Annotated in this window: 21 protein-coding genes and 1 pseudogene; 15 read left to right on the top strand and 7 right to left on the bottom strand. The window is 72.5% G+C overall.

Annotated elements, in window-relative coordinates; genetic code table 11:
• Positions 1-99: 99 nt before the first annotated feature.
• From PZB77_RS02070 to PZB77_RS02035, 8 genes are all read left to right on the top strand, one after another.
• The gene (locus tag PZB77_RS02070; RefSeq protein ID WP_275490785.1) at positions 100-1,110 is read left to right on the top strand and encodes an aldo/keto reductase; all 1,011 of its coding nucleotides are present in this window, start codon (positions 100-102) and stop codon (positions 1,108-1,110) included.
• 1 nt (position 1,111) lies between these two features.
• Positions 1,112-1,969, top strand: a complete 858-nt coding sequence (locus tag PZB77_RS02065; RefSeq protein WP_275490784.1) for an amidohydrolase family protein — start codon at positions 1,112-1,114, stop codon at positions 1,967-1,969.
• Between the two features lie 69 nt (positions 1,970-2,038).
• A complete protein-coding gene (locus tag PZB77_RS02060; protein ID WP_275490783.1) occupies positions 2,039-2,899 on the top strand; it encodes a DNA-formamidopyrimidine glycosylase family protein in 861 nt (286 codons plus the stop codon).
• 56 nt (positions 2,900-2,955) lie between these two features.
• Positions 2,956-3,708 carry a LytTR family DNA-binding domain-containing protein gene (locus PZB77_RS02055; protein WP_275490782.1) on the top strand — a complete coding sequence of 251 codons (753 nt, stop codon included), beginning with the start codon at positions 2,956-2,958 and terminating at the stop codon, positions 3,706-3,708.
• 62 nt (positions 3,709-3,770) lie between these two features.
• Positions 3,771-4,133: a hypothetical protein gene (locus PZB77_RS02050; RefSeq protein ID WP_275490781.1), complete on the top strand. Its 363-nt coding sequence runs from the start codon at positions 3,771-3,773 to the stop codon at positions 4,131-4,133.
• Positions 4,134-4,194: 61 nt separating this feature from the next.
• Entirely contained in the window at positions 4,195-5,685 is a 1,491-nt protein-coding gene (locus tag PZB77_RS02045; RefSeq protein ID WP_275490780.1) for a cation acetate symporter, read from the top strand.
• Complete coding sequence (locus PZB77_RS02040) at positions 5,682-6,872, top strand: histidine kinase (protein ID WP_275490779.1); 1,191 nt, start codon at positions 5,682-5,684, stop codon at positions 6,870-6,872. Before PZB77_RS02045 ends, PZB77_RS02040 begins: the two co-directional genes overlap by 4 nt.
• Positions 6,873-6,980: 108 nt before the next feature.
• A complete protein-coding gene (locus tag PZB77_RS02035) occupies positions 6,981-7,181 on the top strand; it encodes a zf-HC2 domain-containing protein (RefSeq protein WP_275490778.1) in 201 nt (66 codons plus the stop codon).
• Here PZB77_RS02035 and PZB77_RS02030 read toward each other — a convergent pair.
• Positions 7,112-7,684, bottom strand: a complete 573-nt coding sequence (locus PZB77_RS02030; RefSeq protein WP_275490777.1) for a sigma-70 family RNA polymerase sigma factor — start codon at positions 7,682-7,684, stop codon at positions 7,112-7,114. The two genes, PZB77_RS02035 and PZB77_RS02030, sit on opposite strands and share 70 nt — an antisense overlap.
• 263 nt (positions 7,685-7,947) lie before the next feature.
• Positions 7,948-8,409 (bottom strand): universal stress protein, encoded by a 462-nt coding sequence (locus PZB77_RS02025; protein WP_275490776.1) that lies wholly within the window; start codon positions 8,407-8,409, stop codon positions 7,948-7,950.
• A gap of 157 nt (positions 8,410-8,566) precedes the next feature.
• Between PZB77_RS02025 and PZB77_RS02020 the strand changes: the two genes are divergently transcribed.
• Positions 8,567-9,415 carry a polysaccharide deacetylase family protein gene (locus PZB77_RS02020; protein ID WP_275490775.1) on the top strand — a complete coding sequence of 283 codons (849 nt, stop codon included), beginning with the start codon at positions 8,567-8,569 and terminating at the stop codon, positions 9,413-9,415.
• Positions 9,416-9,490: 75 nt separating this feature from the next.
• On the opposite strand, the gene PZB77_RS02015 is transcribed toward PZB77_RS02020, so the two are convergent.
• The gene (locus PZB77_RS02015; RefSeq protein WP_275495881.1) at positions 9,491-10,186 is read right to left on the bottom strand and encodes a class F sortase; all 696 of its coding nucleotides are present in this window, start codon (positions 10,184-10,186) and stop codon (positions 9,491-9,493) included.
• A gap of 832 nt (positions 10,187-11,018) precedes the next feature.
• On the opposite strand from PZB77_RS02015, the pseudogene PZB77_RS02010 reads away from it, so the two are divergent.
• Positions 11,019-11,210 (top strand): annotated as a pseudogene (locus PZB77_RS02010) (hypothetical protein); the annotation flags it as partial.
• A gap of 95 nt (positions 11,211-11,305) precedes the next feature.
• Here PZB77_RS02010 and PZB77_RS02005 read toward each other — a convergent pair.
• Complete coding sequence (locus tag PZB77_RS02005) at positions 11,306-11,917, bottom strand: hypothetical protein (protein WP_275490774.1); 612 nt, start codon at positions 11,915-11,917, stop codon at positions 11,306-11,308.
• 204 nt (positions 11,918-12,121) lie between these two features.
• Entirely contained in the window at positions 12,122-12,880 is a 759-nt protein-coding gene (locus tag PZB77_RS02000) for a DUF4239 domain-containing protein (protein ID WP_275490773.1), read from the bottom strand.
• Positions 12,881-14,195: 1,315 nt separating this feature from the next.
• Here PZB77_RS02000 and PZB77_RS01995 point away from each other — a divergent pair.
• The gene (locus PZB77_RS01995; protein WP_275490772.1) at positions 14,196-15,014 is read left to right on the top strand and encodes an SAM-dependent methyltransferase; all 819 of its coding nucleotides are present in this window, start codon (positions 14,196-14,198) and stop codon (positions 15,012-15,014) included.
• Positions 15,011-17,185 carry an EAL domain-containing protein gene (locus tag PZB77_RS01990; RefSeq protein ID WP_275490771.1) on the top strand — a complete coding sequence of 725 codons (2,175 nt, stop codon included), beginning with the start codon at positions 15,011-15,013 and terminating at the stop codon, positions 17,183-17,185. The genes PZB77_RS01995 and PZB77_RS01990 overlap by 4 nt, the downstream gene beginning before the upstream one ends.
• A 28-nt stretch (positions 17,186-17,213) precedes the next feature.
• On the opposite strand, the gene PZB77_RS01985 is transcribed toward PZB77_RS01990, so the two are convergent.
• A complete protein-coding gene (locus PZB77_RS01985) occupies positions 17,214-18,143 on the bottom strand; it encodes a LysR substrate-binding domain-containing protein (RefSeq protein WP_275490770.1) in 930 nt (309 codons plus the stop codon).
• Positions 18,144-18,239: 96 nt separating this feature from the next.
• On the opposite strand from PZB77_RS01985, the gene PZB77_RS01980 reads away from it, so the two are divergent.
• Genes PZB77_RS01980 through PZB77_RS01970 form a run of 3 tightly spaced genes read left to right on the top strand, consistent with a single transcriptional unit; the run spans position 18,240 to position 21,641 of the window.
• On the top strand, positions 18,240-18,947 hold the full coding sequence (locus PZB77_RS01980) for a succinate dehydrogenase (RefSeq protein ID WP_275490769.1): 708 nt from the start codon (positions 18,240-18,242) through the stop codon (positions 18,945-18,947).
• Between the two features lies 1 nt (position 18,948).
• The gene (locus PZB77_RS01975) at positions 18,949-20,898 is read left to right on the top strand and encodes a fumarate reductase/succinate dehydrogenase flavoprotein subunit (RefSeq protein WP_275490768.1); all 1,950 of its coding nucleotides are present in this window, start codon (positions 18,949-18,951) and stop codon (positions 20,896-20,898) included.
• Positions 20,895-21,641, top strand: a complete 747-nt coding sequence (locus PZB77_RS01970) for a succinate dehydrogenase/fumarate reductase iron-sulfur subunit (protein WP_275490767.1) — start codon at positions 20,895-20,897, stop codon at positions 21,639-21,641. Before PZB77_RS01975 ends, PZB77_RS01970 begins: the two co-directional genes overlap by 4 nt.
• A gap of 135 nt (positions 21,642-21,776) precedes the next feature.
• Here PZB77_RS01970 and PZB77_RS01965 read toward each other — a convergent pair whose 3' ends face one another.
• Positions 21,777-24,200 (bottom strand): excinuclease ABC subunit UvrA, encoded by a 2,424-nt coding sequence (locus tag PZB77_RS01965; protein WP_275490766.1) that lies wholly within the window; start codon positions 24,198-24,200, stop codon positions 21,777-21,779.
• Positions 24,201-24,290: the final 90 nt, after the last annotated feature.

The following is a 24,290-nucleotide window of genomic DNA, read 5'->3' as shown; positions in this document are numbered from 1 at the left end:
GTGCGCGGAACGAGCAGGCGGACCCGGTTGACTTGCCCCAGTGATCCGATGAATATTCGCTGCGTACGGTAAGCGATCATTCAGCGGAAGGCGGCAGGCATGCGGCGCAGCACACTGGGACGTACCGCCGTCGAGGTCACCGAGCTCTCGTTCGGGGCCGCGGCCATCGGCAACCTCTTCCGAGCCGTCGACCCCGAGCAGGCGGCCCTCGCCGTGGACGCCGCCTGGGAGGAGGGCGTCCGCCACTTCGACACCGCCCCGCACTACGGTCTCGGCCTCTCGGAGCGCCGACTCGGCGCCGCGCTGCGCTCCCGGCCCCGCGCCTCGTACACCCTCTCCACCAAGGTCGGGCGGATCCTCGACCCGCTGCCGGGCGGGAATCCCGAGCAGGGAGGGCTGGACGACGGGTTCGCCGTCCCGGTGACGCACCGCAGGCGGTGGGACTTCAGCGCCGACGGGGTGCGCCGGTCCTTGGAGGAGAGCCTGCGGCGCCTCGGCCTCGACCGCGTCGACGTCGTCTACCTGCACGATCCGGACGACCACGCCGAAGCCGCCTTCGGCGAGGCCTACCCGGAGCTGGAACGGCTGCGCGGCGAAGGTGTCGTCGGCGCGATCGGCGCCGGGATGAACCGGACCGCGATGCTCACCCGCTTCCTGCGGGACACCGATGTCGACGTGGTCCTCTGCGCCGGCCGCCACACCCTGCTCGACGGCAGCGCGCTGGACGCGCTGCTGCCCGAGGCCGAGGCCCGGGGCCGGAGCGTCGTCGTCGGCGGGGTCTTCAACTCCGGCCTCCTCGCCGACCCGCGCCCCGAGGCGCCGTACGACTACGCGACCGCCCCCGCCGCACTCGTGGAACGCGCCCTGCGCATGAAAGCCGTCACCGAGGCGTACGGGGTGCCGCTGCGCGCCGCCGCCCTGCACCACTCCCTCGCCCACCCGGCCGTCGCCACCGTCCTCGTCGGCACCCGCTCACCGGCCGAGGTGCGGGACACCGCCGCCCTGCTGCGCACCCCGCCCCCTCCCGCCCTCTGGGAGGAACTGCGCGCCGCGGGACTCCTCCCGGCCCCCGGCGCACCCGCCGGCTCCCGCACTCCCGAGGAGCGGTGACATGGCGGTGCCCGCGGCGATCGTCGACGCCCACCACCACGTCTGGGACCTCTCCGTACGCGACCAGGAGTGGATCACCGGCGAGGAGCTCGCCCCCCTCCGGCGCACCTTCACCCTCGCCGACCTGGAACCCGAGGCACGGGCCGCGGGCGTGCGCGCCACCGTCCTCGTGCAGACCGTCGCGGTCGCCGAGGAGACACCCGAACTCCTCGCCCTCGCCCACGGCAGCGATCTCGTCGCCGGGGTCGTGGGCTGGACCGACCTCACCGCCCCAGACGTGGCCGGTGCCCTCGCCGCCCTGCGGGCCCTGCCCGGCGGCGACCGGCTGACCGGCATCCGCCACCAGGTGCAGGGTGAGCGCGACCCGCGCTGGCTGCTCCGCCCCGACGTGCTGCGCGGCCTGGCGGCCGTCGCCGACGCCCGCCTCGCCTACGACCTGATCGTCCGGCCCCACCAACTGCCCGCCGCCAGGGCCGCCGCCGAGCTCGTGCCCGGGCTCACCTTCGTACTCGACCACGCGGGCAAGCCACCCGTCGCCGAAGGCGTCCTCACCCCGTGGGCGGACGACCTGCGTGCGCTGGCCGCCCTGCCCCACACGGTCTGCAAGCTCTCCGGCCTCGTCACCGAGGCGGACCCGCGCCGCTGGAGAGACCAGGACCTGCGCCCGTACACCGACGTCCTCCTCGACGCCTTCGGACCGGACCGGCTGATGTTCGGCTCGGACTGGCCGGTGTGCCGGCTCGCCGCCTCGTACCCGCAGGTCCTCCGGACCGCGAGCACCCTCACCGCGGACCTCTCCGAGGACGAGCGCGACGCCGTCTTCGCCGGAACGGCGACCCGCGTGTACCGGCTGGGCTGAAGGGCGCGCCCGGACGGCGCCCCGGGCCAGCGGTGGCCGACCGTCCGGGGCCTGCGGCAGGCTGGAGACATGCCCGAGCTGCCGGAAGTCGAAGCCCTGCGGGTCTTCCTCGGCGACCACCTGGTCGGCAGGGAGATCGCCCACGTCCTCCCGCTCTCCGTCAACGTGCTCAAGACGTACGACCCGCCGCCCGCCGCCCTGGACGGCGCGACGGTCACCTCGGTCGACCGCCACGGCAAGTTCCTCGACATCGGGGCGGGAGAGCTCCACCTCGTCACCCATCTGGCCCGGGCCGGCTGGCTCCAGTGGCGGGAGACCTTCCCCGCCAAGCCTCCGGGTCCTGGCAAGGGACCCCTCGCCTTCCGCGCCGTCCTCACCGGGGGGGACGGCTTCGACCTGACCGAGATGGGCAGCAAGAAGCGGCTCGCCGTGTACCTCGTCCGCGACCCGATGGACGTGCCCGGTATCGCCCGGCTCGGTCCCGACCCGCTGGCCCCCGACTTCGACCGGGAGGCGTTCGCCGCCCTGCTCGGCGGGGAGAGCCGCCAGATCAAGGGCGCGCTGCGCGACCAGTCGCTGATCGCCGGCATCGGCAACGCCTACAGCGACGAGATCCTGCACGTCGCGAAGATGTCCCCGTTCAAACGCACCTCCGCCCTCGGCGACGACGACATCGACCACCTGTACGCGGCGATGCGCACCACACTCGAAGACGCGGTCGCCCGTTCCAGCGGCGGCGCCGCGGGCAGGCTGAAGGCCGAGAAGCGCGGCGGCATGCGCGTCCACGGGCGGGCGGGGGAGGCGTGCCCGGTCTGTGGTGACACCATCCTGGAGGTGTCGTTCAGCGACTCCGCCCTCCAGTACTGCCCCACCTGCCAGACCGGCGGCAAGCCCCTCGCCGACCGCAGGACGTCACGCTTCCTGAAGTAGACGAACGGCCCCGGACCGGTCCGCCCGGCAGTCCCCACCGCCTACACTCCGGCCTCATGCTCCGCGTACTCGCCGTCGACGACGAAGAACCGGCCCTGGAGGAACTCCTCTACCTCCTGCGTGCCGACCCCCGCATCCACAGCGCCGAAGGCGCCACGGGCGCCACCGAGGCGCTGCGCCGCATCGGTGCCGCGGTCGACGCCGGACCGGACGACCCCGGCGCCGTCGACGTGGTCTTCCTGGACATCCACATGGCCGGCCTCACCGGTCTCGACGTTGCCCAGCTCCTCGCCGGGTTCGCCGCGCCGCCGCTCATCGTCTTCGTCACCGCCCACGAGGGCTTCGCCCTGCAGGCCTTCGACCTCAAGGCCGTCGACTACGTGCTCAAGCCCGTGCGCCGCGAACGCCTCGCCGAAGCGGTGCGCCGCGTCGCCGAACAGGTGGGGGAGCGCACCGCGCCCCCGCACGACACCGGCGGCGATCCGGTACAGGTCGAACTCGGCGGAGTGATCCGGTTCGTGCCCGTCGAGGACATCGCGTACGCGGAGGCCCAGGGCGACTACGCCCGCCTGCACACCGACACCGGGAGCCACCTGGTGCGTATCGCGCTGACCGCGCTGGAGGAGAGGTGGCGCTCCCGGGGATTCGTCCGCATCCACCGCCGCCACCTCGTCGCGCTCGCCCGCATCGACGAACTCCGCCTGGACGCCGGCGCCATGAGCGTCCGCATCGGCGGCGCGGAACTCGCCGTGAGCCGCCGCCACAGCCGGGCCCTGCGCGACCTGCTGATGCGCCAGGGCAGCCGCTGACCAGGGCCGTCGTACCCGGACCCCTTCCCACCGCCTTCCCGCGCGCCCTACACTCCGAGCTCATGTCCGCAGAGCCCACGCCCCGGCGCGAGGTCGTGACAGGGGTGCCCCGGAGGGTGCGTCCGCTGCCGCGCCACCGCACCCAGTCCGAGATCGACGAGCAGACCGCGCTCGGCGGGGCGTACGTGCGTTCGCTGATGCGCAGCCAGCTCCGGGCCGGACTCACCGCCTTCGCCGCCCTCGCCCTCGTCGCCGGCACCCTCCCGCTCGTCTTCACCACGCTGCGCAGCGGCGCCCTCGTCTGGGCCGTGCTCGGCTTCGCCGCCTATCCGCCGATCACCCTCCTCGCCTGGTGGTACGTGCGCCGGGCCGAGCGCAACGAACGGGACTTCGCCCGGCTCGTGGAAGGCCGGCCCACCCCGTGAGGAACCCCGCGGGACGCCCGGCCCACTCCTGCGCCCGCTCCGGCGAAGGGCGCGCGGCACGGTGAACGCGCCCGACCACACGGCGTCGTGGATCGCGGTCGCCACGGTCGTCCTGGCCACGGTCCTCGTCGGCGGATTCGGGCTGCGGATCTCCCGCACCACCTCCGACTTCTACGTCGCCTCCCGCTCGGTGCGCCCCCGGCTGAACGCGGCGGCGATCAGCGGCGAGTACCTCTCCGCGGCCTCCTTCCTCGGCATCGCCGGGCTGGTGCTCGTGCACGGCCCCGACATGCTCTGGTACCCGGTCGGCTACACGGCCGGCTACCTCGTGCTCCTCTTCTTCGTCGCGGCCCCGCTGCGCCGCTCGGGGGCGTACACCCTGCCGGACTTCGCCGAGGGCCGCCTCGAGTCGCGCCAGGTGCGCCGCCTGGTCAGCGTGTTCGTGGTCGGCGCGGGCTGGCTCTACCTCGTCCCCCAGCTCCAGGGCGCCGGGCTCACCCTGCAGATCCTCACCGGCGCGCCCGGGTGGCTCGGGGACGTGCTCGTCGCCTCGGTCGTGGTGGTCGCGGTCGCCGCGGGCGGGATGCGGTCGATCACCTTCGTCCAGGTCTTCCAGTACTGGCTGAAGCTGACCGCGCTGCTGGTCCCCGCGCTCTTCCTGGTGCTGGCCTGGCAGGGCGACGGCCGCCCCGCCGTCACCTTCGGCGGACAGCACTCCGTCTTCCGCGCCGACCACCCGCTCTACGCGACGTACGGGCTGATCGTCGCCACCTTCCTCGGCACCATGGGGCTCCCGCACGTCGTGGTCCGCTTCTACACCAGCCCCAACGGACGCGACGCGCGCCGCACCACCGTCGCCGTGCTCGCCCTGGTCGGCCTCTTCTACCTGCTGCCGCCCGTCTACGGGGCGCTCGGCCGCCTCTACACCCCCGAGCTCCGGGGCGGCGGGGACGCCGACGCCGCCGTCCTGCTGCTGCCCGCCCGGGTCATCGGCGGGCTCGGCGGCGACCTGCTGGGCGCACTGATCGCCGGGGGAGCGTTCGCCGCGTTCCTCTCGACCGCCTCCGGACTGACCGTCGCCGTGGCCGGGGTCATCACCCAGGACGTCCTGCCGCAGCGGGGCGTGCGGTACTTCCGGCCCGCCACCGTCCTCGCCATCGCCGTGCCCCTGGCCGGTTCGCTGCTCGTCAGCAGGGTGCCGGTGGCCGACGCGGTGGCGATGGCCTTCGCCGTCTCCGCCTCGTCGTTCTGCCCGCTGCTGGTGCTCGGCATCTGGTGGCGCCGGCTCACCCCACCCGGGGCGATCGCCGGACTGCTGCTCGGCGGCGGCTCGGCGCTCCTCGCCGTGGCGATCACCGTGAGCGGGGCCGTACGGCCGCCGGGATGGCCCCACGCGCTGCTGGCCTGGCCCGCCGTCTGGTCGGTACCGGTCGGCTTCCTCGCGATGATCCTCGTCTCGCTCGCCACTCCGGGGCGCGTACCGGCGGGCACCAACGCCGCGATGACCCGCTTCCACCTGCCGGAAGCCCTGGCCGCCGGGAGGGACCGATGACCGGGGCCCTGATCGCGGTGCTCGCCGTCCTCGTCGTCCTGCTGACCGGATCGGCCTTCCTGCTGGGGCGCCGTACCGCCCGGCCCGTGCGGCCCAGTGACGTCGGCACCCCTGTCGAACACGCCACCTTCGAGACCCTGCACACCGCCTCACTGGCCGCGCCCCCGCTGCGGGCCGGGCTGACCGAGGACAGCGCCCGGCGCTCCGCCCGAAGGCTGCGGTCGCTGCTGGGCACCGACGCCCTCTGCCTCACCGACCGGGAACGCGTGCTCGTCTGGGACGGCGCCGGACACCACCACGGCCCCGACGTGATGGAGCAGGTGAAGGGGGTGCTGGAGAACGGCCGCGACACCGCCTTCGTCACCGACTGCGGCGATCTCGACTGCCCGCTGCGCTGGGCGGTGGCCGTGCCGCTCACCGTCGACCACCGGGTCCTCGGCACCCTCGTCGCCCACGCCCCACGCGAGTCCGCGGTGCTGGCCCGCGCCGCCGGCGAGGTGGCCCGCTGGGTCTGCGTACAGCTGGAGCTCGCCGAACTCGACCGCTCCCGGACCCAGTTGATCGAGGCCGAGATCAAGGCGCTGCGCGCTCAGATCTCGCCGCACTTCATCTTCAACTCGCTCGCCGCCATCGCCTCCTTCGTCCGCACCGACCCCGGGCAGGCCCGCGAACTCCTGCTGGAGTTCGCCGACTTCATCCGGTACTCCTTCCGCAGCCACGGCGACTTCACCACGCTCGCCGACGAACTCCACTCCATCGACCAGTACTTGGCGCTCGTGCGGGCCCGCTTCGGCGAGCGGCTGGCGGTCACCCTCCAGGTGGCGCCGGAGGTGCTGCCCATCGCCCTGCCCTTCCTCTGCCTCCAGCCGCTCGTCGAGAACGCCGTCAAACACGGGCTCGAAGGGGCCGTCACCCGCAGCCGGATCACCATCTCCGCCCTGGACGCGGGCTCCGAGGCCGAAGTCGTCATCGAGGACGACGGCACCGGCATGGACCCCGAGCGGTTGCGGCAGATCCTGCGCGGCGAGGGCGGCGCCTCCACCGGCATCGGCCTGCTCAACGTGGACGAGCGCCTGCGCCAGGTGTACGGGGACGACTACGGGCTCGTCATCGAGACCGGCGTCGGAGCGGGCATGAAGGTCACCGTCCGGCTCCCCAAGTACCGCGCCGGCGTGCACGGGTCCTGACCGCTGCGGGGTGTTTCGCCCCGTCGGAGTCCGCACCGGGGTGAACCGGCGGCGGACGCTCCCCGTGGGCAGTAGGGAGTGGAGTCGTCGAGCGGAGACGAGGATGCGATGACCACCGGTCCGTCGGAACACCCTCACGTGGAACTCCTGCTCGGCGCGTACGTGCTCGACGCGCTGACCGGGCCGGAGGCCCGCGAGGTCTCCGCGCATCTGCTCGGCTGCGACGGATGCGCCGCCGCCTACACGGAGGTGGTGCAGGCCTCCGGCCTCCTCGTCTGGCTGACCGAGCGGGACCTGCTGGGGGAGTAGCCGGGCAGACCGCGCTGGAGCAGCCGCAGGGCGTAGTAGGAGCGGGACTTCACGGTGCCCGGCGGTATGCCGAGCACCTCGGCCGCCTCGGAGACGCTCAGTCCGTGGAAGTAGATCTCCACCAGTACCGCACGGTGCTCGGGGCTCAGGCCGCGTACCGCCGCGCGCACGTCGATCGAGCGGGCCGCCGAGTCCGCGGTGTCCAGCGGGGCGGACGCGCACTCGAGCACCGCGTCGCTCACCTCGGTGGGCCGTGCCTGCCGGCACCGGCGTGCGTCGATGGCGAGGCGCCGGGCGACGGTGAAGAGCCACGGCCGCATCGACTCGTACGGCGCGTCGAACGCCTCCGGGTGCTGCCACGCGCGTACCAGCGTCTCCTGGACCAGGTCCTCGGCCCGCTGGCGGTCCCCGAAGGTCAGCCCTTGCAGGAAGTGGAAGAGCGCGGGGCCGTGCTCCCGCAGGAGCTCCGCGATGGCCCGCTCGTCGGTGGTCGTCGTGGACATCGTGGAACGTCCCTTCCCGCGGCTCGCAGGCGGCCTCGTTGCCGCCTGGCGTATCCGAACGCATCGGCGGGCGCAGGAACAGGCCGCGGGCAGGGGCGTGCGACGAGCGGTCGCAGAAAGCGACGAGCGGTGCGGTGAACGGTCGGCGGGACCGGCGGCCGATCCGCTGACTTGGCCGATCCGCTGACTTGGCCGAGCGCGCGGGTGGCGCCGGGCGCCGGCGGTTCACTGCCGGGGCTCCGCAGGGTGCGGGTCCGGACTGCCTACGGCACCACCGTGACCGGCCAGCGTCCCGCCTTCACCAGCCGGATCGCCACCGAGCCGATGATCCGGTGCCCGGCCGACTCGGAGGCGCCGACGATCACGGCATCCGCCTTCAGCTCGTCCGCGGCGGTGACCAGCCCGTTGAACGGGTCGCCGGGGAAGGTGTGGAACTCCCAGCGCACGTCCCAGGTGTCCTTCATGCGCTCGGTGGAGGTCCGGATCTCGTTGATCAGCCCTTCGGCCACATCTCCGGTGGTGCCGGCCACCGGCGCACCGAGCGCCGCACCGGCGACCATCAAGGGCTGGACGTAGACCAGCGCGAGAGTGGCGTTCTGCCTCCGTGCGAGCCCGGCGGCGTAGGCCGCCGCCCGCATGGAGGAGTCGGAGCCGTCGATGCCCGCCACGATCACCTTGGGTCCGTCTGTGCCACGTTCGAACTGGTGGCGCTGTTGCTCAGTCACGGCTGGAAGGCTAGCGGCTTCGGCGCGCTGCGCCGAAAGCGGGCGCGGTGGTGGCGCTGAGCCGGTCGGCAGAGGGGCGGTCCTCCCCACGGGTGGAGTGTGCGGGGGGACCGTGTGGCGCGACTCCGGAACGGGACCACCGTGCGAGCAGTTGGTCATGAAATATGAAAAGAAGCAGCCGGGGCGCAGGGCGCTGCTGAGGATCACCGCCGGCATCGGCGCGGCGGCCACCGCCCACCTGATCGCCGCGGAACCGGCCGCCGCCCCCACCGCCCCGCCCGCCGGGCCGGTGGGGGCGGCCGGCCCGCCGGCCGCTGCGCCCCACCGGCCCTCCGCCTACCGGCTGCGCCCCATGGTCGGCCGGGCCGCCGAGACCGCGCCCCGGCGCCGGCCCGCACTGCCGCCCGTACGCACCCGGCCCTTCGAAGAGCTGCCGGACCTCGGACGCGCGATGGTGCTCACCTTCGACGACGGCCCCGACCCGCTCTACACACCGCACATCCTGGCCACCCTGCGGCGGCATCAGGTGCACGCCATGTTCTTCCTCTGCGGGGAGATGGCGCACGACAACCAGGATCTGGTGCGGGCGATCGCCGAGGACGGGCACGTCATCGGCAACCACTCCTGGACGCACCCCCTGATGACCGGCCTGACCCGCGCGGAGGTACGGGAGGAGATCGAGCGGACCAGCGAGGAGATCCGGCGGACGGCCGGGGACGCCCCGCTCTGGTTCCGGGCGCCGTACGGGGCGTGGAACCGCAACTCCTTCGAGGTCGGCGCGGAGCTGGGCATGGAGCCGATGGCCTGGACGGTGGACTCCCTGGACTGGGAGACCCCCGGCACCGACACGATCGTGAGGCGGGTGCTGGACGGTGCGGCCCCGGGCGTGGTCGTGCTCTCCCACGACGCCGGGGGCGACCGCTCGCAGACCGTCGAGGCGCTGCCCCTCTACCTGCCCCACCTGATCGACCGGGGTTACCGGCTCACGGTGCCGTACCGCACCTGAGAGGCGGTGGCTCCCGCACCCGGGGCGCGTACTGGCGGACTGCCCGAGCCGCGCGCGGCGGCGCACCGCGCGCGGCTAGCGGGTCTCCGTCAAGCGCGCGAAGACGACCACGTTGCCGTCGTACCCACCGGCCTTCGAGTAGCCACCGCCGCAGGTGATGACCCGGAGTTCCGCGTAGCCCGTGTCCCCGTACACGCGCGGGCCGGGGAAGTCGGCCTTGGAGAAGACCTCCACGCCGTAGATCTCGAAGACCGCGACCCGGCCGTCGTAGCGGGTCACCTCCACGTGCTCGCCCTTCGTGAGGGCGCCGAGGCCGTAGAAGACGGCGGGTCCCGACAGGTTGTCCACGTGGCCGACCAGCACCGCCGTTCCCCGCTGGCCGGGGGAGATTCCGTTCTGGTACCAGCCCGCGAGGTTCGGGTCCTGCGGGGGAGGCGCCGCGATCCAGCCGTCCTGGTCGAGGCCCACGTCCACGATCGGGGCGTCCACCTTGATGGCCGGGACGGAGACCCGCGCGGCGGGCGCGTACGGCAGCATCCGCACCGGCTCGTCCGCCAGGCGGTCGTCCCCGGCTTCCTCGGTGTCCCCGATGTCCCCGGTGTCACCGAGGTCCCGAGGGGCGTCCAGCCGTGCGGCGGCCACCGGCTGCGGCGGCCCGTCCGGCACGTCCACGCCGTTCCGCATCAACGCGATCCCGGTGAGCAGGACCAGGGCGACGGCACCCCACGGAGTGTGCCTGGTCCGCTGAACCTTCCAGTTGTCCCGGCCCATGGTTCTCCCTCTCGTCGTCGCCACGTTCGGCACGCTAGGGGGGAGGGAGCCCGACGGCGATCGGAGCGACGCGAACGGGTGGCCCGCGGGTTCCGCCGGCTCAGCGGCGCCGCCTGTCGGAGTAATGGGAGGACGGAAAAGTCCTGACGGTCCATGACCTGCGGCTCCGTCAGGTGCGGCACGGCCCGCCCGGCGTGTCGTCCCACCGGGCGGGCCGCGCCGACGTGCGACCTCGCGGGGGTTCTGGTGAGGGTTCGTCATGGGGCGCGTTCGACCCATCCCGGAGGAGAGGCTTCCGGGGCGCGCCCCGCTGGAGGTTCACACGATGCGTGTCACACGCGCCCTCGCGGTCACCGCGACGGCATTCGCGGCGGTCGGGCTCGCGCCCACGCTGGCAGCAGCCGGAGGCGGTCCGGCCCCGGCCGTACCGGTGAACGTCACCGTCAACCCGCGCGCGGTGCACCAGGGCGCCACGCTGCAGATCAGCGCCCAGGGCTGCAGCCGCGGAGGCCGGGTGTGGTCCAACGCGTTCCCGACGGTCGAGCTCTCGGCCGGTCGCACCGGATACGCCACCGCGCGCATCCGCTACGACACGACCCCCGGGCACTACAACCTGTCGGTGCGCTGCAACAGCACCACCGGCAGCAGCAACAACAACGGCGGTGGCAACGGCGGCAACGGCGGCAACGGCGGCAATAACAACGGCAACGGCAACAACAACGGCAACAACGGCAACAACGGCAACAACGGCAACAACAACAGCAACAACGACGGCAACGACTTCGGGAACGCCGGGAACGGCGGGAACGGGGGCAACGGCGGGAACGGCGGCAACAACAACGACCCCGTGGCGACGGCGCGGTTCACCGTGCTCGACGGACGGGGCGCGCAGGGCGGGCTCGGCGGTTCCATGGGCCCCGGCTCCGCGGAGACGCGGATCGGTGGCGGGCTGGTGGCGGCCGCGGCCGTCGGCGGCGCCGTCTTCGTCGTCCGCCGTCGTCGGACCGGCGATGCGGCCGTCTAGGGGGTCGTCCCCGGCGCCCGGCCCGATACGCCCGTCGCCCCGGGTCCTGGATCAGGACCCGGGGCGACTGCCGTGCGCGTTCTCGAGCGGCCGGTTCAGTGCCGGCCGGTACCGCGACGGCGTAGGAGGAAGACCGTGCCGCTCGCCGCCATCAGCACCAGAGCCGCGCCCGCGGCGAGCTCCCGGGCGTCGATCGACCCGACGCTCCCGCCGAGACCGCCCTGGACACCCGCGGGAGCCGGGGCGGACGGGGACGACGGCTTCGCCACGGACGTGGCCGTGCCGATAACCGTGAGGGTGGCGGGCGGGGTGACGGTCGCCGGGACGGGAACGGAAGCCGTGGAAGGGCTCGCGGCGCTGCCCGTGACGGTGAGGCCGACGTTCTTCGCGGTACCGGTGGAGCCGCATTTGAACGTCACCGCGTAGATGGCGCCCCGCTGGGCGTCCCGGTCCACCGTGGCGGTGGCCGTCGTGCTCCCGGCGGGGATGAGAGCGGTGTCGAAGACCCCCGAGGTGATGGTCGTCCCGCTGGTGCACCCGCCCCCGCCCAGTGTGACCTGGCCACCGGGGGCGACGACCGAGGGAGTGACCGTGGGGGTGAACGGGGACGTGCCTCCCCCGTCCTGCGCGGCGTGGGCCGCCGGAGACGCGAGGAGAAGTGCGGTGGCGCCGGACAGGGCGAGGGGTGCGACACGTATCGCGCGCATGTGAGCCTCCGGGGACCGAGGCGTACCCGCGGAACCGGTTTCCGCGACGCGGGATGCATGGGGAAGTACGTCTCGATGTCCGACACGCTAGGAGCGCGTCCCATGGCCCGCGATCGGAGTAAGGCGAATGGGGCAGCGCGTCCCCCGGTCGGCGTACCGCCCGGAGGACACGTGCTTCCCGTCCTCTTCGGGACCGCTTCCGGACTACGCGTTCGGGAAGAGGTCGAGGAAGGGTGCCGTGGTCGCCGAGATGCCCCGCCCGAAGGGGGAGTCGAAGTCCCAGATCAGGAAGAGGAGGAAGGCGATGAGCATGCTGAAGAGCCCGGCGAGGAGCAGTTCGCGGAAGCTTCTCCGGATCTGCAGCGTGAAGATCATCCCCACCGTGACCAGTGCCCCGATGATGAGGCCGAACCACACCACCCCCGGCATCGTGGCACCCGCATTCTGCCCGCGCGCACTGCGCGCGTCGTCGGCGGCCGCCACCTGGTCCACGAGCGGCTGGTACGCCTGACCCTCGTGGTCGTTCCGCGGCACGTACCGGGTGACGTCGGCGCGGATCGTGTCGATGAGTTCGGTTCCGCGCTCGGTGAGGGAGCCGTTCTCCGACATGGACCGCCATTCGTCGTGCACCACGTAGGAGACGTAGGCGTCGACGTCGGCGCGGATGCGCTCACGGACTTCCGCCGGATAGACGGAGGACCGCTCGCGCACCTCGTGCAGGGCCTGGGCCTCCAGGCGTACGGACTCCTGGGCGGCGCTGCGCCCCTCCCAGACGCCCGCGATGGCGAGGCCGAGGACGATGGCGTACACCACGCCGATCATCATCGTCATGTACTCGATGACGTCGGGCGTTTCGGACGGGTCGTCGTCCTCGCTCACGCGGCGGTTGTTGAGGACGGCGATGGTGAGTACGACGGCACAGACCGATGCCATCGCGATGGAGAGAGCGATCCATTCCGACAAGGTGTCCTCCGTCGGTTCAGCGGGACGAGCGAGGCCGGAGCACGGCGACGGCGAACACCGCGGGAGCTGTGATCATCAGGGTCAGCGTCACCAACGACGTTCCGCTGTCGTGGACTTGGCGATGGGGCCTGCGATAGGCCGGCAGGGCCACGACGGAGGGCACGGGGCGCGCGGACGGGGTGGGCGAGGGGGGCGGCGACGGGCTCGGTGCCGGTGCGGGCGGTGGCGCCGGTACGGGCGCGGGGGGCGGCGGCGTGGGCCGCGGGGAGGGGCGCGGTGCGGCGCGCGGCGCCGGGGGCGAGGGCTTCGGGGGCGGGGGCGGCTCCGGTGGGGGAGGCGCCGGCGTGGGAGCCGGCGGGGGCGGAGGAGGAGCGGGGGACGGTGGGGGCGGCGAGGGCTCGGGTGAGGGCGGGGGCGGGGGGGCCGGGGGCGGTGTGCAGCCCCCGTCACCCGCCGCAGAGACCGCCGTGGCCGTGCCGTCCTGCCCGACGACGGCCACCGCGCAGGCATCCGCGACCGCCGGCGCGGGCGCGACCCACAGCCAGAGGAGCGCGGTGGCCGCGGTGAGCCGTCCGATACGTGATCCGTGCACGACCGGGATCATGGTCTCCTTCGGCGGGGCGCGCACCACGCACTCGGGTGATTCGCCTGATGGTGGGACAATCGGCGATTTGGTTGTGCGGAACACGGAAGCGTGCTGTCGCGGTGCGGCGAGGGTGTGTGGCGCCGGGGCGCCCCCACCGGCCTCCGGCCCGGACCGCACGGACTGTTTTCGGTGAGGGTCGGCTGACGGACAGTGAGGGCCGTCTTCCGCTTCCGGGGCGCGGGTTCGCCGCCGCCGGGCCGCCGGGCCCGCCGGTCCCTTCCCTTTCGGCCCGGGAGGGCCATTCGGGATGGCTCGAATTACCGCCTCGTGGACGGGGTTCCCGGCGCCCCGGTTACCGGCGGGTCGGTTTGCCTCGCCCTTCGACAACTCGCCTTTCGTGTACGGGCGATGACGGTCCGGATGGGATAGGGGGAAGCCCGCCGGAACGCTCTGACCGATATGTGATATGGGCGACGGCGGGATGTCCGGGGCGACGCCGACGGTGCGTTGGCCAGTTCCCCGTCGTCGCGCAGGATCCGCGGAGGAGGACCGGTCGCTCCGCGTCCACCTGCGTATACGTACGGTGGTCACACCTGTCAGCAGGGTGTGACCAATAACGGACCGCGAATTTCCGTTTCCTCTCGCTCTCTTGGCGGCCGGTCAGTAGCCTCTGGTCAACACTGACCATGAACATGGCCGGATCGTCGTGGCGACTTGTTGGAGACATCGATGGAGCGTCCCGCCTGGGCACCGCAAGGCATAGACATATCGGTGCCGAGCGTGTCCCGCATGTACGACTTCTATCTGGGCGGCTCGCACAATTTCGAGGTGGACCGGGAAGCGGCCCGCAGGGCCATGGAGTTCATGCCGGGTCTCCCCAAGATCATGCAGGCCAATCGCGCGTTCATGCGGCGGGCGGTGCGCTACGCGGTGGCCGAGGGCGTCACCCAGTTCCTGGACATCGGTTCCGGTATCCCGACCTTCGGCAACGTGCACGAGGTCGCCCTCGCGGCCGATCCGGCCGCGCGCATCGCCTACGTCGACCACGACCCGGTCGCGGTGGCGCACAGCCGTGCGGTTCTCGACGGCGACAGCCGGACCGCCGTGGTCGCCGCCGATCTGCGCCGGCCGCAGGAGATCCTCAAGAACGCGGAGATCGGCGAACTGCTCGACCTGGAGCGGCCGGTGGCCCTCCTGCTGGTGGCGGTGCTCCACTTCGTGGAGGACTCCGACGACCCGTACGCCGCCGTCGCCGAGCTGACCGAGGCGCTCGCCCCGGGAAGCCTGCTCGTCATCACCCACGCCGCGTACGAGGGGATCCCGGTGACCCGCGAGGAAGCGGGCGGCGCGGTGGGCGTCTACCGCAGCATCCGCAACCCGCTCGTCATGCGCTCGCCCGAAGAGGTGGCCCGCTTCTTCGGGGGCTGTGACCTCGTCGACCCGGGGCTGGTCCCGATGCCCGACTGGCGGCCCGACCCCGGCGAGGCCGGGGAGCCGGAAGACCCGTTCGCCTTCTCGGGGTACGCCGGCGTGGGACGAAAGGCGTGAGCATCCCCGCCCAGCCGTCCGGAGCGCGGGACGAGGAACCGGACGGCCCGGAGGGCCGGCTCCGGCGCTTCGCCACGATCTGGAGCAGAGCCATCTTCCCCTCGACGGCCACCTCCCTGACCCGTCCCGAGTTCGAACAGCATCTGCTGCCGCTGGCACGCGAGCTGAGCGAGACCCTGCACGCCCACCCGTTCGACGCGGCCCCCGCCCAACGCGTGGGCACCGCGCTCGTCGACGCCCACTGCACCGACCCCGACGCCCTCAGCGCGACGCTCGGTGTCATCGAGTCGTACCTGGTGCTCTACTGCGGCGGAAACGGCCCCGCCGAGCTCTCGACCGAGGACGGGCGGGCCCGCAGCGCACGCATCCAGCACACCCTGGCCGGGGGGTACAGCCACGCGCTGCGCGAACGGACCCTGGGCGAGCAGGAGGCCATCGCGCGCTCCGCGCTGGCCGCCCGCTCGCACGCCGAGCAGGTGCTGCACGAGACGCAGACCCGCTTCCAGGCGGTTTTCGCGGAGGCGGCCATCGGCATCGCCATCGCCGACCTCGACGGCAACGTGCTGGAACTCAACGACACCCTCACCCGGATGTTCGGCGGTCTCGACAGCCATGTCCGCAGCCGCAAGCTGACGGAGTGGGCCCATCCGGAGGACACGCCCCACGTCTGGCGGTACTACCACGAACTCGTACGCGGCGAACGCGACCACTACCGCGTCGAGAAGCCCTACTACCGCAACGACGGCACCGTCCTGTGGACCAACCTCACCGTGTCGCTGCTGCGCGACTCCGAGGGAAGCCCCGAGTACCAGCTCGCGCTCATGGAGGACACCACCGAACGCCGGCTGCTGAACCTGCGACTGCGTTACGAGGCCACCCACGACGCGCTCACCGGGCTGCCCAACCGGACCCTCTTCTTCGAGCGGCTGGAGAAGGCGGTCGCGGCCAAGGGCGGCACCCGCTTCGGTCTCTGCTACCTCGATCTCGACGGCTTCAAGGCCATCAACGACAGCCTCGGTCACGCGGCGGGCGACCGTCTCCTGGTGGAGGTCGCCGACCGGCTGCAGAGCTGCGCGACGGCCCAGGGCGAGATGGTGGCCCGTCTCGGCGGCGACGAGTTCGTGGCGCTGACCACCGGCCCGAACACCGCCCGCGAGGTGGGCGACCTGGCCGGTCGCATCCTCGGTGTGCTGTCCACGCCGATCCGCATCGAAGGGCGGGAGCTGACGGTGCGCGGCTCCATCGGGATCGTCGAGGGCCCCTCCGGCATCCGCAGCGCCGCCGAGGTGCTGCGCAGCGCGGACATCACGATGTACCGCGCCAAGGCGGCCGGCGGCAACCGCTTCGAACTCGCCGACGAGGAGGCCGACGCCCGGGCCATCACCCGGCACGGGCTCACCACCGCGTTGCCGGCCGCCCTGGAGCGGGGCGAGTTCTTCATCGAGTACCAGCCGCTGGTGCACCTCGGCGACGGCAGCGTGCACGGCGCGGAGGCCCTGGTCCGCTGGTGCCATCCGCAGCACGGCGTCCTCGGCCCGGACCAGTTCATCCCGCTCGCGGAGCACACCGGCCTCATCGTGCCGCTCGGCCGCTGGGTGCTGGAGGAGTCCGTCCGCCAGGCCAACCACTGGCAGGAACGGCACACCGACGGCGGCCCGCTGAGGATCAACGTCAACCTCTCGCCCACCCAGCTCCACCACCCCCGGCTCGTCGCCGAGACGGTGGACGTGCTCGAACGCTCGGGTCTGGAGCCCGGAGCGCTCTGCCTGGAGCTCACCGAGTCGGCCCTGATCGGCGCGGACGACGGCCTGCTCAAACCGCTGCGCCAACTGGCGGAGATGGGCGTCGACATCGCCCTCGACGACTTCGGCACCGGCTACTCCAACCTCGCCAACCTGCGCCGCCTCCCGGTCAGCGTGCTCAAGCTCGACCGGTCCTTCACCAGGGGCATGCAACGGCACCCGGCCGACCCCGTCGACCTGAAGATCGTGGAGGGGATCGTCACCCTGGCCCACAGCCTGAACCTGGCGGTGACCGTGGAAGGGGTGGAGACGGCGGCCCAGGCCGAACAGTTGCGGGAACTGGGCTGCGACACCGGCCAGGGGTGGTACTACGCCCGGCCGGGCGCTCCGGACCGGATCCACTCGCTGGTCCTGGCCGACGCGGTGTGAGGGGCCGCCGGGCCGGGCGGCCCGGGCCTCAGCCCCGCCCCGTGTTCCGGGGCGGGGCTGTGAGGAGACTGCCCGGGTCCGCCTCCAGCAGCATCCGCTGGAGCTCCCTCGCCGCCCGGGGCGGTGCCACGTCGGTGCGGTGGGCCAGCGCGATGGTGCGCCGCAGCCCGGGCGGGGCCAGCGGCGTCATCCGCAGGCCCTGACCGGCCCGGCCCGCGACCATGCGCGGCACCACCGCGATGCCGAGTCCGGCCCGTACGAACCCGAGCACCGCGTCCATCTCGCCCCCCTCCACCGTGAAGGAGGGCTCGAAGCCCTCCGCCCGGCAGGCGGCCACCGTGAGCTCGCGCAGGTCGTAGCCGTGGCGGAACATCACCAGTGACTCGCCCTGGAGATCGGCGATCCGTACGAACCCGCCCCGTCCCGGCGCCGGGGCGTCCGCCGCCGAGACCACGACCAGGTCTTCGTGGAGCAGCTCCGTCGTCGTCAGCGCGGGTGAGGCGGGCGGCAGCGGGAGCACCAGCAGCGCGATGTCGAGTGCGCCGCGTGCCAGCTGGCGTACGAGGTCGTGCGAACCGCCTTCCTCCAGGCGCAGCTCGATGCCCGGATGCCGGTCGTGGTAGGCGCGCAGCACGTCGGGCAGCAGGCCGGTGCAGATGCTCGGGGTGGCGCCCAGGCGGATGCGGCCGCGCCGCAGCCGCACCAGCTCCTGCACCTCGCGCCGCGCGCGGTCGGCGTCGGCGAGGATGCGGCGGGCCAGGGGCAGGAGGGTCTCGCCCGCGTCGGTCAGCGCGATGTTGCCCCGCGCCCGGCTGAACAGCTCGGCGCCCAGCTCCTTCTCCAGCGCCCGGATCTGCTGGGAGAGCGAGGGCTGCGAGACGTGCACCGCTTCGGCGGCCCGGGTGAAGTGCCGGGCCTCGGCGACGGCGACGAAATACGCGAGCTGCTGGAAGTGCATAAGGGCAGGTTAAACCCCCTCCATAGGACATGCCTATGAAGATGAGCATGTTCATCTCTTGGACCGATGGGGATCCGTGGCCCTACCGTCGTGCTCATGGCACTGGCAACGCGGGCGGAACGACGGCCGTCCATGACGCGCACGCTCTGGAACTCGACCGTCGGCAAGAAAACGATCATGGCGGTGAGCGGCCTGATCATGCTGGGTTACCTGGCCGTGCACATGCTGGGCAACCTGAAGATCTTCTTCGGACCCGGCGAGTTCGACCACTACGCGCACTGGCTGCGCACCCTCGGCGAGCCGTTCCTCCACCACGAGTGGGCGCTCTGGATCGTCCGCCTGGTGCTGGTCGCCGCCGTCGTCCTGCACGCCGTCTGCGCCTACCAGCTCAGCCGGCGCGACATCCGCGCGCGCCCCGTCGGCTACGTCCACCCCAGGCGCCGGGCGAGCTACGCCACCCGGACCATGCGCTGGGGCGGCATCATCCTGGCGCTCTTCATCGTGTGGCACATCCTTGACCTCACCACCGGCACGGTGCACAGCGGCGGATTCCAGGCCGGGCACCCGTACCAGAACGTGGTGGACACCTTCTCCACCTGGTACGGAAACGTCGTCTACATCGTCGCGGTGCTGGCCATGGGCCTCCACGTCCAGCACGGGTTCTGGAGCGCCGCGCAGACTCTGGGCGTGGGCAGCGCCACGCGCGACCGGGTCCTCAAGACCCTGGCAGTCGTGTTCGCGGTGGTGCTCACCGCGGGATTCGTATCCGTACCCATCGCCGTCATGACCGGAGTCGTGAGCTGACATGAGCGACTACACGCAGTACCGGACCGGCGAGCCGCTCGCCGACACCAAGGCCCCCGAGGGGCCCGTCGCCGAGCGCTGGGACACCCGCCGCTTCGAGGCCAAGCTCGTCAACCCGGCCAACCGCCGCAAGCACACCGTGATCGTCGTCGGCACCGGTCTGGCCGGCGGATCGGCCGGTGCCACCCTCGCCGAACAGGGCTACCACGTCGTCCAGTTCTGCTTCCAGGACTCCCCGCGCCGTGCCCACTCGGTCGCCGCCCAGGGCGGCATCAACGCGGCGAAGAACTACCGCAACGACGGTGACTCCGTCCACCGGCTCTTCTACGACACCGTCAAGGGCGGCGACTTCCGCGCCCGCGAGTCCAACGTGCACCGGCTCGCACAGATCTCCGTCGAGATCATCGACCAGTGCGTCGCCCAGGGCGTGCCCTTCGCGCGCGAGTACGGCGGCCTCCTCGACAACCGGTCCTTCGGCGGGGTGCAGGTCTCCCGCACCTTCTACGCCCGCGGCCAGACCGGCCAGCAACTCCTGCTCGGCGCCTACCAGGCGCTGTCGAGGCAGATCGCCGCGGGCAACGTCGAACTCCACGCGCGCACCGAGATGCTCGACCTGATCGTGGTCGACGGACGCGCCCGCGGCATCGTCGCCCGCGACCTGGTCACCGGGCGGATCGACACCCACTTCGCCGACGCGGTCGTGCTGGCCAGCGGCGGCTACGGCAACGTCTTCTACCTCTCGACCAACGCGATGAACTCCAACGCCACCGCCATCTGGCGGGCCCACCGGCGCGGCGCCCACTTCGCGAACCCCTGCTTCACCCAGATCCACCCCACCTGCATCCCGCGCACCGGCGACCACCAGGGAAAGCTCACCCTGATGAGCGAGTCGCTCCGCAACGACGGCCGGATCTGGGTCCCGAAGGCCAAGGGCGACGCCCGCCCGGCCAACACGATCCCCGAGGACGAGCGCGACTACTACCTGGAGCGGATCTACCCCGCCTTCGGCAACCTCGTACCCCGCGACATCGCCTCCCGGGCCGCGAAGAACGTCTGTGACGAGGGCCGGGGCGTCGGCCCCGGCGGCCAGGGCGTCTACCTCGACTTCGCCGACGCCATCGCCCGGATGGGACGCGCCAAGGTCGAGGAGAAGTACGGCAACCTCTTCGACATGTACGCCCGGATCACCGCCGAGGACCCGTACGAGACCCCCATGCGGATCTACCCCGCCGTGCACTACACGATGGGCGGCCTCTGGGTCGACTACGACCTCCAGACCACGATCCCCGGCCTCTTCGCGATCGGCGAGGCCAACTTCTCCGACCACGGCGCCAACCGCCTCGGCGCCTCCGCGCTGATGCAGGGTCTGGCCGACGGCTACTTCGTCCTGCCGTCCACCATCAACGACTACCTCGCCCGCAACCCGCACACCGCCACCGTGGACGCGGACCACCCGGCGGTCGTGGAGACGGTGGCCGAGACCGAGGACCGGATCAACCTGCTGCTCGCCGTCGACGGCGACCGCACCCCCGACTCCTTCCACCGCGAGATCGGCGAACTCATGTGGGAGCACTGCGGGATGGCCCGCAACGAGGAAGGGCTGCGCGCCGCGCTCGCCCGAATCCCTTCGATCCGCGAGGAGTTCTGGCGCCGCGTCAAGGTCCCCGGCACCGGGGAGCAGTTCAACCAGTCGCTGGAGAAGGCCAACCGGATCGTCGACTACCTGGAGCTCGCCGAGCTGATGTGCCTCGACGCCCTCCACCGCGCCGAGTCCTGCGGCGGCCACTTCCGCGAGGAGTCGCAGACCCCGGACGGCGAGGCCGCCCGCCGGGACGAGGAGTTCTCCTACGCCGCCGCGTGGGAGTTCACCGCCTCCGGTGAGGCCCCCGTCCTGCACAAGGAGGACCTCGTGTTCGAGTACGTACACCCCACCCAGCGGAGCTACGCATGAAGCTCACCCTGCGCGTCTGGCGCCAGCGAGACGCCGAGGCGCCCGGCGCCATGGCCACCTACGAAGTCGACGGCATCTCGCAGGACATGTCGTTCCTCGAAATGCTCGACACCCTCAACGAGGAGCTCATCCTCGCGGGGGACGAGCCGGTCGCCTTCGACCACGACTGCCGCGAGGGCATCTGCGGCGCGTGCAGCCTCGTCATCAACGGCGACGCGCACGGCCCCGAGCGCACCACCACCTGCCAACTGCACATGCGGTCCTTCGACGACGGCGACACCATCGACATCGAGCCCTGGCGCGCCTCCGCCTTCCCGGTCATCAAGGACTTGGTGGTCGACCGCTCGTCCTTCGACCGCATCATCCAGGCCGGCGGTTACATCTCCGCCCCCACCGGTACGGCTCCCGACGCGCACGCCACCCCCGTGCCGAAGCCGGACGCCGACTTCGCCTTCGAACACGCCGAGTGCATCGGCTGCGGCGCCTGTGTCGCCGCCTGCCCCAACGGTTCGGCGATGCTCTTCACCTCGGCGAAGATCAACCACCTGAACGTGCTGCCGCAGGGCGCGCCCGAGCGGGAGACCCGGGTGCTCGACATGGTCGCGACCATGGACGACGAGGGCTTCGGCGGCTGCACCCTGACCGGCGAATGCGCCACCGCCTGCCCGAAGGGGATCCCCCTCCCCTCGATCACCGCGATGAACAAGGAGTGGCTGCGCGCCACCCGCAAGGTCCGGCGCTGATGCGGCGCTGAACCCCCGAACCGTCCCGTCGCCGCACCGTGGGCGACGGCGGGACCGACGGAGGGGGCGGTACGGCTCAAGGGGGCCGCGCCGCCCCTTCCGCGCTGCCCGCCGGCCCGCCGGCCCCCCGGCCCCTCAGCCCGCGCGCAGCGCCCGGGCGAGGAACGGGGCCGTGCGGCTGCCCGCGCTCCGGGCCACCTCGGCGGGGGTGCCGGCCGCGACGATCCGGCCGCCCTCCTCGCCACCGCCCGGCCCCATGTCGATCACATGGTCCGCGCCCGCCACCACCGCCATGTCGTGTTCGACGACGACCACGGTGCTGCCCGCGTCCACCAGCCCGTGCAACTGGCGCATCAGCACCTCCACGTCGGCCGGGTGCAGCCCGGTGGTCGGTTCGTCGAGCACGTACAGGGTGTGCCCCCGCCGGGTCCGCTGGAGCTCCGCCGCCAGCTTGATCCGCTGCGCCTCGCCGCCCGACAGCTCGGTGGCGGGCTGCCCCAGCCGCAGGTAGCCGAGCCCCACCTCGTTCAGCGTGCGCAGGCTCCGCTCGGCCGCCGGGACCCCCGCGAAGAAACCGGCCGCCGCCTCCACCGTCAGGTCCAGCACTCCGGCGACGGAGAGCCCGCGCAGGGTGACCTCCAGCGTCGGCGGGTTGTAGCGCGCCCCGTGGCAGTCGGGGCAGGGCGTGTACGTGCTGGGCAGGAAGAGCAGCTCCACCGAGACGAACCCCTCGCCCTGGCAGGTCTCGCACCGCCCGCCCGCCACGTTGAACGAGAACCGCCCTGCCCGGTAGCCGCGCTCCTTCGCCGTCTCCGTCTCCGCGAACAGCTTGCGCACGACGTCGAAGAGGCCGGTGTACGTGGCCAGATTGGAGCGCGGGGTACGCCCGATGGGCTTCTGGTCCACCTGCACGAGCCGGTCCACCGCCTCCAGCCCTCGCGCGGACACGCAGTCCCGCACGGCGGCCCCCTCCGGCAGGTCCGCCGGGGGCGAAGCCCGCCGGTCGGCGAGCACACCGGCCAGCACCTGCCCGACCAGCGTCGACTTGCCCGAGCCGGAGACCCCGGTGACGGCGGTGAAGACCCCGAGCGGAAACGTCACGTCGACGCCCCGCACGTTGTGGCGCCGGACCCCGGCCAGGCGCAGCCCGCCCACGGGTGTGCGCGGCGGGCGTGTGGAGGGTGGTGCCGTGCCGAAGAGAAAGCGCCGCGTCGCGGACTCCGCGACCTCTGCCAGCCCGGCGGGCGGACCGCTGTGCAGCACCCGGCCGCCGTGCTCCCCGGCGAGCGGCCCGACGTCCACCAGCCAGTCCGCCTGCCGCACCACGTCCAGTTCGTGCTCCACCACGAAGACCGTGTTGCCGGCCTCCTTCAGCCGGCCGAGCACGGCGAGCAGGGACGCGGTGTCGGCCGGATGCAGGCCCGCCGACGGCTCGTCCAACACGTAGACCACACCGAAGAGGCCGGACCGCAGTTGCGTGGCCAGCCGCAGGCGCTGGAGCTCCCCGGAGGAGAGCGTCGGTGCGGTCCGGTCGAGGCTGAGGTAGCCGAGACCCAGCTCGGTGACCGTACCGATGCGGGCCAGCAGATCCGTCGTCATCACCCGGGCCGTCGCGTCGCCGTCCGTGGTGCGCAACACCTCGGACAGGGCCGCCAGCGGCAACGCGGCCAGCTCCGCGATCGTCCTCCCGGCGAAGGTCACCGCCATGGCCTCCGGCCGCAGCCGCCCGCCGCCGCAGACCGGACAGGGAACACTCGTCAGGAAGCGTTCCGCCCGCGTCCGCAGGGTCCGGCTCCGGGAGTCCGCGAACGTGTGCAGCACATAGCGCCGCGCGCTCATGTACGTCCCCTGGTAGGGACGTTGGATGCGGCCCGCGTCGCGCACCGGATGGACCGTCACCACCGGCTGCTCGTCGGTGAAGAGGATCCACTCCCGGTCCGCCGCCGCGAGCCCGCTCCAGGGCCGGTCGACGTCGTACCCGAGCGCGTCGAGGACGTCCCGGAGGTTCTTGCCCTGCCACGCCCCCGGCCAGGCCGCGATCGCCCCCTCCCGGATCGACAGCGACGGGTCGGGCACCAGCAACTCCTCCGAGGTCCGGTGGATCCGGCCGAGCCCGTGGCACTCCGGGCACGCGCCCGCGGCGGTGTTCGGCGAGAAGGAGTCGGAGTCCAGACGTCCCGCACCCTCCGGATAGTCACCGGCCCGGGAGAACAGCATCCGCAGGGAGTTGGAGAGCGTGGTCACCGTCCCCACCGAGGAACGCTCACCCGCCGAGGAACGGCGCTGCTCCAGCGAGACGGCCGGCGGCAGCCCGGTGATCCCACCGACCGCCGGAGCCCCGACCTGGTGGATCAGCCGGCGGGCGTACGGGGCCACCGACTCGAAGTACCGCCGCTGCGCCTCCGCGTAGATCGTGCCGAACGCCAGCGACGACTTGCCCGACCCGGAGACCCCGGTGAAGACGGTCAGCGTGTCGCGCGGGATGTCCACGTCGACGTCCCTCAGGTTGTGCTCGCGGGCACCGCGCACCCGGACGTAGGGGTCGTGGGGGGTGGACATGGATGCGGACTCCGAACACGAAGGGACAAATGGTCGCATTCTAAGGGTTCGCCCTCCGGTCGACGCATTCCCCGCCCGCCTCGGGGCACG

Source organism: Streptomyces sp. AM 2-1-1, from assembly GCF_029167645.1.
Lineage (GTDB): Bacteria > Actinomycetota > Actinomycetes > Streptomycetales > Streptomycetaceae > Streptomyces.
The sequence above is the reverse complement of the archived record's forward strand: the minus strand, read 5'-3'. Positions and strand labels throughout refer to the sequence as shown.